Below are 12,175 nucleotides of genomic sequence, written 5' to 3'. Positions count from 1 at the left end.
TCCATCCTTTTCTCCGCCGGTACACCCGAATGGGTGCGATGGATGTGCACTCTGTCCGTTCCTAGGGTGATATTTGGGGCCAAGTGAGACTTGGGACCCAAGTGGGACACTCTAGGAGGACTCCATGCGCCGAGCCACGCACGCCAAGTGGGCCGCAGGTGCGGTGGCCGTCGCCCTCGCGGCCACGGCCTGCGGCGGCGGAGGGAGCGGCGGCGGTGGTGGCGCCGAGGGGATCGTCAGCTCCTCCTGGGGCGACCCGCAGAACCCGCTGGAGCCGGCCAACACCAACGAGGTCCAGGGCGGCAAGGTCCTCGACATGCTGATGCGCGGCCTCAAGCGATACGACCCGAAGACCGGCGAGGCCAAGGACATGCTCGCCCAGAGCATCGAGACCTCGGACTCGGAGAACTTCAAGGTCACGCTCAAGGACGGCTGGACGTTCTCCAACGGAGAGAAGGTCACCGCCAAGTCCTTCGTGGACGCCTGGAACTACGGCGCCAACCTGAAGAACAACCAGAAGAACGCGTCGATGTTCTCCTACATCGACGGCTACGACCAGATCCACCCCAAGAGCGGGGCCCCGGCCGCCGACACCATGTCCGGCCTCAAGGTCGTCGACGACAAGACCTTCACGGTCAAGCTCAACCAGAAGTTCTCGACCTGGCCCGACACCCTCGGCTATCCCGCGTTCGCGCCGCTGCCCAGGGCCTTCTTCGACAACCACGCGGCCTGGCTGTCCAAGCCCGTCGGCAACGGTCCGTACACGGTGGACTCGTACACCAAGGGCTCCAAGCTGGCGATGCGCAAGTGGGCCGGGTACATGGGCGCGGACAAGGCGCAGAACGGCGGCATCGACCTCAAGGTCTACACCGACAACAACACCGCCTACACCGATCTGACGGCCGGCAACCTCGACCTCGTCGACGACGTGCCCGCCTCCCAGCTCAAGAACGTGAAGGCCGACCTCGGCGACCGCTACATCAACACCCCGGCCGGCATCATCCAGACCCTCGCCTTCCCGTACTACGACGCCGCCTGGAACACCCCGGACGCGGTCAAGGTCCGCAAGGGCATCTCCATGGCGATCAACCGCCAGCAGATCACCGACACCATCTTCCAGAAGACCCGCACCCCCGCCACCGACTGGACCTCACCGGTGCTCGGCGAGGCCGGCGGCTACAAGGCCGGGCTGTGCGGGGACTCCTGCACCTACAACCCCACCGAGGCCAAGAAGCTCATCACCGAGGGCGGGGGCTTTCCCGGCGGGCAGCTGAAGATCTCGTACAACGCGGACACCGGCTCGCACAAGGAATGGGTCGACGCGGTCTGCAACAGCATCAACAACGCGCTCGGCAACGACAAGGCGTGCGTCGGCGGGCCGGTCGGCACCTTCGCGGACTTCCGCAGTCAGATCACCCAGTCCAAGATGTCCGGCCCCTTCCGGGCGGGCTGGCAGATGGACTACCCGTTGATCCAGAACTTCCTCCAGCCGCTGTACTACACCGGCGCCTCCTCCAACGACGGCAAGTGGTCCAACGCCGAGTTCGACAAGCTGGTCGACCAGGCCAACGCCGACACCGACAAGGCGAAGGCGGTCGCCGACTTCCAGCAGGCCGAAGGGGTGCTCAGGGACCAGATGGGCGCCATCCCGCTCTGGTACCAGAACGGCAGCGCGGGCTACTCGACCCGGATCTCCAACGTCTCGCTGAACCCCTTCAGCGTCCCGGTCTACGACCAGATCAAGGTGAGCTGACGCCGCAGGGCACACGGCCCGGCGCGCTCAACCCGGCGCCGGGCCAGGCCCGTTGAGAGTTCCGACGACCCCCGGAGGGCCTCATGGGACGGTATGTGATCCGGCGTCTGCTCCAGATGATCCCGGTCTTCTTCGGGGCCACGCTGCTGATCTTCCTGATGGTGAACGTGATGGGGGACCCCATCGCGGGCCTGTGCGGCGACAAGGCCTGCGACCCCGCCACCGCCGCCCAGCTCAAGAAGGAGTTCGGCCTCGACAAGCCGGTGTGGCAGCAATACCTGACGTACATGGGGAACGTGTTCACCGGCGACTTCGGGACCGCGTTCAACGGGCAAAAGGTCACCGAGCTGATGTCGGCCGCCTTCCCCGTCACCATCCGGCTGACCATCGTGGCGATCCTCTTCGAGATCGTCATCGGCATCAGCCTCGGTGTGGTCACGGGGCTGCGGCGCGGCCGGCCCGTCGACACCGTCGTCCTGATGCTGACCCTCATCGTCATCGCCATCCCCGTGTTCGTCACGGGCCTGCTGCTCCAACTGCTGCTCGGCGTCGAATGGGGGGTCATCAGACCCACGGTCTCACCGGAGGCCCCGTTCAACGAACTCCTCATCCCAGGGCTCGTGCTGGCGTCCGTGTCGCTGGCGTACGTCACCCGGCTCACCCGGACCTCGATCGCCGAGAACTCGCGCGCCGACTACGTCCGCACCGCCGTCGCCAAGGGCCTGCCCAGGCGCCGGGTGATCACCAAGCACCTGCTGCGCAACTCGCTGATCCCCGTCGTCACCTTCATCGGCACGGACGTCGGCGCGCTGATGGGCGGCGCGATCGTCACCGAGCGGATCTTCAACATCCACGGCGTCGGCTACCAGCTCTACCAGGGCATCCTGCGCCAGAGCACCCAGACCGTGGTCGGCTTCGTGACCGTGCTCGTGCTGGTCTTCCTGGTCGCCAACCTCATCGTCGACCTTCTGTACGCCGTACTCGACCCGAGGATCCGCTATGCCTGAGCCCTACGACGACGGAGCGATCGCCGGGACGGGGGCCGGCGGGGCGATGGACCTCGCGACGAGCGAGGCGACGACGCTGGAGCAGCAGCCATCAGCCGCCTCCGGCGGACGGGCCCCCGGGGGCCCGCTCGGCACCGGGCCGTCCGAGAAGCCCCGCTCGCTCTGGTCGGACGCCTGGCGCGACCTGCGGCGCAACCCCGTCTTCATCATCTCGGGCCTGGTCATCCTCTTCCTGGTCGTCATCTCGCTGTGGCCCTCGCTGATCGCCGACGGCAACCCGCTCCAGTGCGACCTCGCCAAGGCGCAGGAGGGCTCCCAGCCGGGACACCCCTTCGGCTACAACGGGCAGGGCTGCGACGTCTACACGCGGACCGTCTACGGCGCCCGCACCTCGGTCACCGTCGGCGTGTGCACCACCGTCGGCGTGGCCCTGTTCGGATCGTTCGTCGGCGGGCTCGCCGGGTTCTTCGGCGGCGGCTGGGACGCGCTGCTCTCCCGCGTCACCGACATCTTCTTCGGCATCCCCGTGGTCCTCGGCGGCCTGGTCTTCCTGTCGGTGGTCACCTCCGCCACCGTCTGGCCGGTCATCGGCTTCATGATCCTGCTCGGCTGGCCGCAGATCGCCCGCATCGCCCGCGGCTCCGTCATCACCGCCAAACAGAACGACTACGTCCAGGCGGCCCGCGCGCTCGGCGCCTCCAACTCCCGCATGCTGCTCCGCCACATCGCGCCCAACGCGGTCGCCCCGGTCATCGTCGTGGCGACCATCGCACTCGGTACGTACATCGCGCTCGAAGCGACGCTGTCCTACCTCGGTGTCGGCCTCAAGCCGCCCACCGTCTCCTGGGGCATCGACATCTCGGCCGCCTCCCAGTACATCCGCAACGCCCCGCACATGCTGCTCTGGCCGGCCGGGGCGCTTGCGATCACGGTGCTCGCGTTCATCATGCTCGGCGACGCGGTGCGCGACGCCCTCGACCCCAAGCTGCGGTGAGGAGAGGGACCATGCTGCTCGAAGTGCGGGATCTCCACGTGGAGTTCAAGACGCGGGACGGGGTCGCCAAGGCCGTCAACGGGGTCAACTACTCGGTGGACGCGGGCGAGACGCTCGCCGTGCTCGGCGAGTCCGGCTCCGGCAAGTCCGTCACCGCGCAGGCCGTCATGGGCATCCTCGACATGCCGCCCGGACGCATCGCCGGCGGCGAGATCCTCTTCCAGGGCAAGGACCTCCTGGGGCTCAAGGAGGACGAGCGGCGCAAGATCCGCGGCTCCGAGATGGCCATGATCTTCCAGGACGCGCTGTCCTCCCTGAACCCGGTGCTCAGCGTGGGCGACCAGCTGTCGGAGATGTTCACCGTCCACCGCGGCATGTCCAGGAAGGACGGCAAGGCCAAGGCCGTCGAGCTGATGGACCGGGTGCGCATCCCCGCCGCGAAGGAGCGGGTCGGCCAGTACCCCCACCAGTTCTCCGGCGGCATGCGCCAGCGCATCATGATCGCGATGGCGATGGCGCTCGAACCGTCGCTGATCATCGCGGACGAGCCCACCACCGCCCTCGACGTCACCGTCCAGGCGCAGGTCATGGACCTGCTCGCCGAGTTGCAGCGCGAGTTGAACATGGGGCTCATCCTGATCACCCACGACCTGGGTGTCGTCGCCGATGTCGCGGACAAGATCGCGGTGATGTACGCGGGCCGCATCGTCGAGCAGGCCCCGGTGCACGAGATCTACAAGAAGCCCGCGCATCCGTACACCAAGGGGCTGCTCGAATCGATCCCGCGCCTGGACCAGAAGGGCCAGGAGCTGTACGCGATCAAGGGCCTTCCGCCGAACCTGATGCACATCCCGCCGGGCTGCGCCTTCAACCCGCGCTGCCCGATGGCCCAGGACGTCTGCCGGACCGACGTGCCGCCGCTGTTCGACGTGGCCGCCCGCCGGCAGAGCGCGTGCTTCTTCTGGAAGGAGACCCTCGATGGCTGAGGCCATTCTGGAGGTCAGAGACCTGGTCAAGCACTATCCGCTGACCCAGGGCATTCTCTTCAAGAAGCAGGTCGGCGCGGTCAAGGCGGTCGACGGGGTCTCCTTCGACCTCGCGCCCGGCGAGACGCTCGGCATCGTAGGCGAGTCCGGTTGCGGCAAGTCGACGGTCGCCAAGATGCTGGTCAACCTGGAACGCCCCACCGCCGGGCAGATCAAGTACAAGGGCGAGGACATCACGCAGATGTCCGGGCGGGCTTTGAAGGCCGTCCGCCGCAACATCCAGATGGTGTTCCAGGACCCGTACACCTCCCTCAACCCGCGCATGACGGTCGGCGACATCATCGGGGAGCCGTACGAGATCCACCCCGAGGTGGCCCCGAAGGGCAACCGCCGCCAGAAGGTCCAGGACCTGCTGGACGTGGTCGGGCTCAACCCGGAGTACATCAACCGGTACCCGCACCAGTTCAGCGGTGGCCAGCGCCAACGCATCGGCATCGCACGGGGGTTGGCGCTCCAACCCGAGATCATCGTCGCGGACGAGCCGGTCTCCGCGCTCGACGTCTCCGTGCAGGCGCAGGTCGTCAACCTCCTGGACCGCCTCCAGAACGAGTTCTCCCTCTCGTACGTCTTCATCGCGCACGACCTGTCCATCGTGCGGCACATCTCCGACCGGGTCGGGGTGATGTACCTCGGCCGGATCGTCGAGATCGGCCGCGACGAGGAGATCTACGACCACCCCACCCACCCCTACACCCAGGCGCTGCTCTCCGCGGTGCCGGTGCCCGACCCGGACGCGCGCGAGCACCGCGAGCGCATCATCCTGACCGGGGACGTGCCCTCGCCCGCGAACCCGCCGTCGGGCTGCCCCTTCCGTACGCGCTGCTGGAAGGCGCGGGAGCGGTGCGCTTTGGAGGTGCCGCTGCTTGAGGTGCCGGCCGAGTTCCGGCTTGCCTCGGGCCCGGCCCACCACCCCTCGGCCTGCCACTTCGCGGAGGAGAAGCGGGTGGTGCCGGACGCTGGTAGCGGGTAGGGGCCTTTTGCGCCCACGCGGCGGAGCCGCACGATGTCACAGTCCCGCGCCCCCGGAGTGCTCGGCTTCGCCGTCGCCTCAAGCAGCTGAACGCCGAGGCCCGCGCCCGCGGTGGTGGCTGGGGTGTGCGGACGGGGCCTCGACTCCGAGCGGAGGCTCAGGCTCGGGTCAACGGGCCGTATCCGTCGCCTCCTCGATCGCGGCGAGCGCGGGGTCGAGGACCACGTCCTCGTCCCGGGCCGTGATCGTCGGCTCCTCCGGGAAGTGGCAGGCCGTCAGATGCCCCTCCCGGTTGCCCTCGATGCGTACCAGCGGGGGCGTCTGGGTGGCGCAGCGTTCCTGGGCCTTCCAGCAGCGCGTACGGAACCGGCAGCCGGACGGCGGGTCGACCGGCGAGGGCACGTCCCCGGCGAGGCGGATGCGCTCGCGGCCCTCGCCCTCCTCGTCGACCACGGCCTCCGGCACCGCCGAGAGCAGGGCGTGGGTGTACGGGTGGCGCGGACGCCGGTAGATCGACTCGCGGTCGCCGACCTCGACGATCCGGCCCAGGTACATCACCGCGACCCGCTGCGAGAAGTGCCGCACGATCGCCAGGTCGTGCGCGATGAACAGGAACGCGATGTCCAGCTCCCGCTGGAGGTTCTGGAGCAGGTTGACCACCTGCGCCTGGATCGACACGTCGAGCGCCGAGACCGGCTCGTCGGCCACGATCAGCTTGGGCTCCATCCCCAACGCCCGTGCCACGCCGATACGTTGACGCTGACCTCCGGAGAACTCGTGCGGGAAGCGGTTGTAGTGCTCCGGGTTCAGGCCGACGGTCTCCAGGAGCTCGCGCACCCGCCGCTCCACACCGCCGGGCGGCTTGATGGCGTTGACCAGCATCGGGTTGGCGATGATGTCGCCGACCGTCTGGCGCGGGTTGAGCGAGGCGTACGGGTCCTGGAAGATCATCTGGATCTCGGACCTGATCGGGGCGATGTCCCGGCGGGAGGCGTGGGTGATGTCCTGCCCGGCGTAGACGACCTTTCCGGCGGTGGGCTCCAGGAGCCGGGTGACCAGGCGGCCGGTGGTCGACTTGCCGCAGCCGGACTCGCCGACCAGGCCGAGGGTCTCGCCCCGCCCGATGCTGAAGTCGATCCCGTCCACGGCGCGCACATCGCCGACGTGCCGCTTGAAGAGGAACCCCATGTTGATGGGGAAGTACTTGACGAGCCCGGCCACTTCGAGCAACGGGCCCGCGCCACCGGACCCGGGCGCGCCGTCCCGCTGCTTGGCGAGGATGGTGGCTTTCTCACTCATGGCGATGTCCCGCATTCCTTGTCAGCGCAGCCTCGGACGGATCTGGGTGCTGAAGATTTCCTCTTTCTGATTGCCCGTCAGGTGACAGGCGGACCCTCGGCGCTGCTCCTCCGGCAGATCGGGCCTGACGGTGTTGCAGGCCCCGCTCGCCACCTCCCCGGTGAAGGCGCACCGGGGGTGGAACGGGCATCCCGGCGGCGGCGAGAGCAGGCTCGGCGGGGCGCCGGGGATCGGCATCAGCGGGGTCTCCACCGAGGAGTCCAGGCGCGGTACGGAGCCGAGCAGCCCCCAGCTGTAGGGGTGCTGGGGCCGGTGCATGACCTCCTTGACGGTGCCGCGCTCCACGCACCGGCCGGCGTACATCACCATCACCTGGTCGGCGGTCTTGGCGATCACCCCGAGGTCGTGGGTGATGATGATGATCGCCGCGCCGGTCTCCTGCTGGAGGTCTTTCAGGAGATCGAGGATCTGGGCCTGGACGGTCACGTCGAGCGCGGTCGTGGGCTCGTCCGCGATCACCAGCTCCGGGTCGCAGACCAGCGCCATCGCGATCATGGCGCGCTGGCGCATGCCTCCGGAGAACTGGTGGGGATAGTCGTCGACGCGCAGCTCGGGCTGGGGGATGCCGACCTTGCGCAGCATGTCCACCGCCCGCGCCCGCGCCTCGCGGCGGGAGGCGCCGGTGTGCTTCATGAGGGGCTCGGCGATCTGCCGGCCCACCGTGTAGAACGGCGAGAGCGCGGCCAGCGAGTCCTGGAAGATCATCGCCATCTTCTTGCCGCGCAGCCGGTTCAGCTGCCGCTCGGTGGCGCCGGTCAGCTCCTGGCCGTCGAGCAGGATCTCGCCCTGGATCGTGGTGTTGCGCGGGTTGTGAAGCCCCAGGATCGCGAGGTTGGTCACCGACTTGCCGGAGCCCGACTCGCCGACGATGCCCAGCGTGGAGCCGCGTTCCAGATCGAAGGAGAGGCCGTCGACGGCCTTGACGGTGCCGTCCTCGGTGGCGAAATGGACGTACAGGTCGCGGACCGAGAGGAACGAGCGCGCCGGCGCGGAGACCGGCTCGGCGGCGGTCTGGCTCAGGGTGGACACAGGTGGTTCTCCTGAAGGTCTGCGGGCGTCAGGCGAGCCTGATCCGGGGGTCGATGAAGGCGTACGCCAGGTCCACGACGATGTTGCAGACGACGATGAGCGAGGCGCCGATGAGCATGACGGCCATCTCCAGGGGCAGGTCGCTGCGGAGCACCGCCTCCACCGAGAGCAGCCCGAGGCCGTGCAGGCCGAAGGTGACCTCGGTGATGATCGCGCCGCCGAGCACCGCGCTCAGGTCCACGCCGAAGATCGTGATGATGGTGGCCATCGCGCCGCGCAGCGCGTACCGAAGGAAGACGTAGCGGGACGACATGCCCTTCGCGCGGGCCGCCCTGATGTGGTCCTCGGAGAGCTGCTCGACCATCAACGAGCGCGTCTGGCGGCTGTAGTTGGACCAGAAGATCACCGAGAGGACCAGGCAGGGCAGGATCATCCCGGTGACCGACCCCCAGACGTCGTGCGCCCAGTCCACGTCGTGGCCCCGGTCGAGCCAGCCCAGTTTGGTGGAGAAGAACAGGATGGCGAGCGGTCCGATGAAGTAGATCTGCACCGACTGCCCGAGCAGCGAGGTGGCGCTGGCGACCCGGTCGAAGACCGTGCCCTGGCGCCAGGCCGAGATCAGGCCGAGCGAGACGCCGATGGTGAGGAAGACGGCGGCGCCGCCGACCGCGAGGGTCAGCGTCGTCGGATAGCTGTCGGCGATCGTGCCCCAGACCGGCTGCTGATTGGCGAAGGAATAGCCGAAGCAGGGCGCCGGGCAATCGCCGATCGGCATATGACGGCCGGCGAATATGCCGACCATGTAATGCCAGTACTGCGTCCAGATCGGCAGGTTGAGCCCGAGGTTCTTGCGGATCAGGGCGACATTCTGCGGATCACACTGCTTTCCGCAGGAGAGCAGCGCGGGGTCGGACGGCAGGAAGAAGAAGAGGAAATACGTGATCATGCTGATCAGAACCAGAATGACCATGGCACCGAGCACGCGGCGCACCAGGAAACGGAACATCGGCTGACTCTTCCGTCGCTATGCGGTTTCCCCGGCCCGCCTCGGGGCCGGGGAAACCGAGCCGCACGTGCTACTGCTTCACGAAGATCGAGTTCGGGTTGATCGTCCCGTAGACCTGGTTGTAGGTGACGCCGCCGAGGCCGGAACCGTACAGGTTGAAGTACTTGTCGAAGAGGAACGGAATCTGCGACGCGTCGGTCTGGAGCGTGTACTCGGAGAGCTGCTCCCAGGCGGCCGCCTGCTTGGGCAGGTCCGTGATCTGGTTGATGCGGTCGATCTCGGAGTTGACCTTCGGGTCGTTCAGGAACGAGTAGTTGTTGGTGCCGTCCACGAGGTTGCGGCCGTCCATGGTGGGCGGCACGACCGTCGAGCCGTTGGGCCAGTCGGCGCCCCAGCTCGCGCGGTACATGTCGTACGGCGTGTTCACCTTGCCGACCACCGTGTAGTACGAGGTCGTGTCGATCGCCTTGCGGTCGACCTGGAAGCCGGCCTTCTCCAGGGCCTTCTGGATGGTCAGCGTGACGGTGTCCCACTTCGGGGTGTTCGCGTAGGCCAGCGAGATCTTGTACGGGGTGGTGACGCCGGCGTCCTTCAGGAGCTGGAGGGACTTGTCGGGGTCGCCCATGGGCTTGGCGAGCTTGCCGAACGGGTCGAACTTCTTGTACCCGGACACCGTCGGGCTGAGCAGCGAGGTGCCGAGGTCGCCCTGCGCGCCGCCGCCCATGGCCTGCTGGACCTGCTGCAGCGGGAAGGCGTACTGGAGCGCCTGGCGCACCTTCGGGTTGGTGATCCGCTTGGTGTTGAGGTTGAACACCTCGACGTAGGGCTGGTACTCGTTCACCGTCCGGCTCTTGTACTGCGGGTCCGAGGTCAGCGTCTGCATCTTCGAGGGATCCGCCGACTGCGCCATGTTGATGGCGTACTTGTCGGTGCCCGTGTCCGCGGCGAGCCGGTTGGTGAGCCCCGGCTCCTGGATGCCGAGCTGGAACTCCCACTTGTCGGGGTAGGCGTTGCGGATCGGGTCGGTCTTCGGGTCCCAGTTGGTGTTGCGCACGAAGGACAGCGACTTGCCCGGCTGATAGCTCGCGATCTTGTACGGCCCTGTGGAGACCGGGTGGTTGTTGTACTTCTGCTTGTCGTCCTTGGCCTTGGGGACCGGCGAGATGTTGGGCATGGCCATCGCGTACGGGGTGTCCGCGTGCGGCTGGAGGAAGTGGAAGACGATCGTCTTGTCGTCGGGCGTCGAGATCAGCGCGTCCGGGATCTCCTTGCCGTCGTAGGGACCGGCGTACTTCTTGCGGTAGTCGGTGCCGTAGATCCACTTCTGGACGTACTGCGGTCCCTGCGTCTCGTAGTCGGCGAAGAGCCGCTCGATGCCGTACTTGATGTCCTTGCTGGTGACCGGCGTGCCGTCCTCGAACTTCACCCCGTCCTTGAGGGTGTACGTCCAGGTCTTCGACCCGTCGGAAGGCGTACCGGTGTCGGTGGCGAGGTCGCCGACGACGACCGTCTTGCCGGTCTTCGGGTCGATCTTGTAGCCGGTCAGCGAGCGGTTGTAGAGCAGCTGCACCGAGAGCTGGTCGCTCACGTACTGCTGGCCCGGGTCGAGGTAGTCGAAGCCCGCCTGGTCGAGGCTGTACGCCGTGCCGCCGCTCTTCGCGCCGTCGACCGCGACGGCCGGTCCGGTGGAGTCGGTCTTGGTGCCCACGCCGAAGTTCTGCACCTCGGCCTGCTTGCCCGTGCCCGGGCTCTTGCCGTCGTCGCTCGCCCCGCCGCTGCTGCACGCGGCCGTCAGCGCCAGTGCCCCCACCGCGAACACCGCGGAAACCTGGCGCGCCTTGTCTATTCTCATGAGTTCCTGCCTGTCAGGATGATCGGCTTCAGCGCACGGTCTTGGGGTCGAGAGCGTCCCGGACCGAATCCCCGAGCAGGTTGAACGCGACGACGAAGACGACCATCGCGATGCCGGGGAAGAACATGAAGGTGAGATCGGAGTCGTAGTACGTGGCCCCGGACTGGAAGAGCAGGCCCCAGTCGGGAGTCGGGCTGTGGACCCCGACGCCGAGGTAGGAGAGCCCCGCCTCGGCGGTGACGTTGACCGGGAGCAGCAGGGTCGCCTGCACGAGCACGGTCGACCAGATGTTGGGCAGCAGTTCCTTGCGGATGATCCGCCATCCCGATGCGCCGCTGAGCCGCGCCGCCTCGATGAACTCGCGCTCGCGCAGCGAGAGCACCTGGGCCCGGATGAGCCGGCCGATCGTCATCCAGCCGAGGACCAGCTGCACCAGGATCAGCGCCACCACCCGCACATAGGCGGGCTCCTCCTCGGTGGGCGAGACGAACAGGGCCACGATCACCGGGGTGAAGGCGATGAAGAACAGCTGCTGCGGGAAGGACAGCATGAGGTCCGAGAACCGGCCGAGGAAGTAGTCGGTCCTGCCCCCCAGATACCCCTGCACCAGGCCGATGAGGACGCCGATGACCACCGCGATCGTGGTGACCGCGAGGGCGATGAGCAGCGAGGTGCGGATTCCGTAGATCAAAAGCGTGAACACGTCGCGGCCGAGCTTCGGTTCGAGGCCGAACCAGAAGTCGCCGTCGATCCCGCCGTTGGGCTTGAGCGGAATGCCGTAGCTGTTCAGCATCCCGCGGTCCTGCCCGTACAGCTGGTAGGGATCTTTTCCGTACAGCTTGGAGATGAGTGGAGCGGCCACGGCGACCAGGATGAATCCGAGGACCGTAAAGGCACACAGGATTCCGGCCTTGTCGCGTTTGAACCGGATCCATGCGAGACGCCCGGGTGAGCGTCCGACAAGTTCGCCCGTCTTCGGTTCGATACCGTCGGCCGGGCCGGGGGCCTCACCTTCTCCGGGAAGTGGATCGGATGGCTCCATGGCAGCTCTTGTGGAACTCGACATTTCGCATTGCCCTCCGCGCAGGAAGGATTCAGCGGCGCTGTTGCGTCATTTGTTGACCGGAACATTCATGGGTGCGGCGGTGCGAGTCAAGAG

The 12,175-nt window shown here is 67.4% G+C and carries 10 protein-coding genes; 5 read left to right on the top strand and 5 right to left on the bottom strand.

Features of this window, described 5'->3' with window-relative positions; all coding sequences use genetic code 11:
* Positions 1-124 precede the first annotated feature (124 nt).
* From IE206_RS16005 to IE206_RS15985, 5 genes are all read left to right on the top strand, one after another.
* On the top strand, positions 125-1,753 hold the full coding sequence (locus IE206_RS16005) for a peptide ABC transporter substrate-binding protein (protein ID WP_189962814.1): 1,629 nt from the start codon (positions 125-127) through the stop codon (positions 1,751-1,753).
* An 83-nt stretch (positions 1,754-1,836) separates the two neighbouring features.
* Positions 1,837-2,760 (top strand): ABC transporter permease, encoded by a 924-nt coding sequence (locus IE206_RS16000; RefSeq protein ID WP_189962813.1) that lies wholly within the window; start codon positions 1,837-1,839, stop codon positions 2,758-2,760.
* A complete protein-coding gene (locus IE206_RS15995; RefSeq protein WP_189962812.1) occupies positions 2,753-3,754 on the top strand; it encodes an ABC transporter permease in 1,002 nt (333 codons plus the stop codon). Before IE206_RS16000 ends, IE206_RS15995 begins: the two co-directional genes overlap by 8 nt.
* An 11-nt stretch (positions 3,755-3,765) precedes the next feature.
* Positions 3,766-4,740: an ABC transporter ATP-binding protein gene (locus tag IE206_RS15990; RefSeq protein ID WP_189962811.1), complete on the top strand. Its 975-nt coding sequence runs from the start codon at positions 3,766-3,768 to the stop codon at positions 4,738-4,740.
* Entirely contained in the window at positions 4,733-5,770 is a 1,038-nt protein-coding gene (locus IE206_RS15985) for an ABC transporter ATP-binding protein (RefSeq protein WP_189962810.1), read from the top strand. Before IE206_RS15990 ends, IE206_RS15985 begins: the two co-directional genes overlap by 8 nt.
* A 168-nt stretch (positions 5,771-5,938) precedes the next feature.
* Here the strand turns inward: IE206_RS15985 and IE206_RS15980 are convergent, their stop codons facing one another.
* The 5 genes from IE206_RS15980 to IE206_RS15960 form a co-directional block, all read right to left on the bottom strand.
* Complete coding sequence (locus tag IE206_RS15980; RefSeq protein WP_189962809.1) at positions 5,939-7,069, bottom strand: ABC transporter ATP-binding protein; 1,131 nt, start codon at positions 7,067-7,069, stop codon at positions 5,939-5,941.
* A gap of 21 nt (positions 7,070-7,090) precedes the next feature.
* Positions 7,091-8,158 (bottom strand): ABC transporter ATP-binding protein, encoded by a 1,068-nt coding sequence (locus tag IE206_RS15975; protein WP_189962808.1) that lies wholly within the window; start codon positions 8,156-8,158, stop codon positions 7,091-7,093.
* 28 nt (positions 8,159-8,186) lie between these two features.
* A complete protein-coding gene (locus IE206_RS15970; RefSeq protein ID WP_189962807.1) occupies positions 8,187-9,164 on the bottom strand; it encodes an ABC transporter permease in 978 nt (325 codons plus the stop codon).
* A gap of 70 nt (positions 9,165-9,234) precedes the next feature.
* Positions 9,235-11,016: an ABC transporter substrate-binding protein gene (locus tag IE206_RS15965; RefSeq protein WP_189962806.1), complete on the bottom strand. Its 1,782-nt coding sequence runs from the start codon at positions 11,014-11,016 to the stop codon at positions 9,235-9,237.
* A gap of 28 nt (positions 11,017-11,044) precedes the next feature.
* Entirely contained in the window at positions 11,045-12,082 is a 1,038-nt protein-coding gene (locus tag IE206_RS15960; RefSeq protein ID WP_189962805.1) for an ABC transporter permease, read from the bottom strand.
* Positions 12,083-12,175 lie beyond the last annotated feature (93 nt).

Source organism: Streptomyces violascens, from assembly GCF_014649955.1.
Lineage (GTDB): Bacteria > Actinomycetota > Actinomycetes > Streptomycetales > Streptomycetaceae > Streptomyces > Streptomyces violascens.
Note: the sequence above shows the minus strand (reverse complement) of the source record. Positions and strands in the feature narration are given on the sequence as shown.

Bases quoted from the DNA above. Each gene is read 5' to 3' on its own strand.
- IE206_RS15995 (WP_189962812.1), top strand. From the start codon at position 2,753: ATGCCTGAGCCCTACGACGACGGAGCGATCGCCGGGACGGGGGCCGGC.
- IE206_RS15990 (WP_189962811.1), top strand. From the start codon at position 3,766: ATGCTGCTCGAAGTGCGGGATCTCCACGTGGAGTTCAAGACGCGGGAC.
- IE206_RS16000 (WP_189962813.1), top strand. From the start codon at position 1,837: ATGGGACGGTATGTGATCCGGCGTCTGCTCCAGATGATCCCGGTCTTC.
- IE206_RS15965 (WP_189962806.1), bottom strand. From the start codon at position 11,016: ATGAGAATAGACAAGGCGCGCCAGGTTTCCGCGGTGTTCGCGGTGGGG.
- IE206_RS15960 (WP_189962805.1), bottom strand. From the start codon at position 12,082: ATGTCGAGTTCCACAAGAGCTGCCATGGAGCCATCCGATCCACTTCCC.
- IE206_RS16005 (WP_189962814.1), top strand. From the start codon at position 125: ATGCGCCGAGCCACGCACGCCAAGTGGGCCGCAGGTGCGGTGGCCGTC.
- IE206_RS15980 (WP_189962809.1), bottom strand. From the start codon at position 7,069: ATGAGTGAGAAAGCCACCATCCTCGCCAAGCAGCGGGACGGCGCGCCC.
- IE206_RS15985 (WP_189962810.1), top strand. From the start codon at position 4,733: ATGGCTGAGGCCATTCTGGAGGTCAGAGACCTGGTCAAGCACTATCCG.
- IE206_RS15970 (WP_189962807.1), bottom strand. From the start codon at position 9,164: ATGTTCCGTTTCCTGGTGCGCCGCGTGCTCGGTGCCATGGTCATTCTG.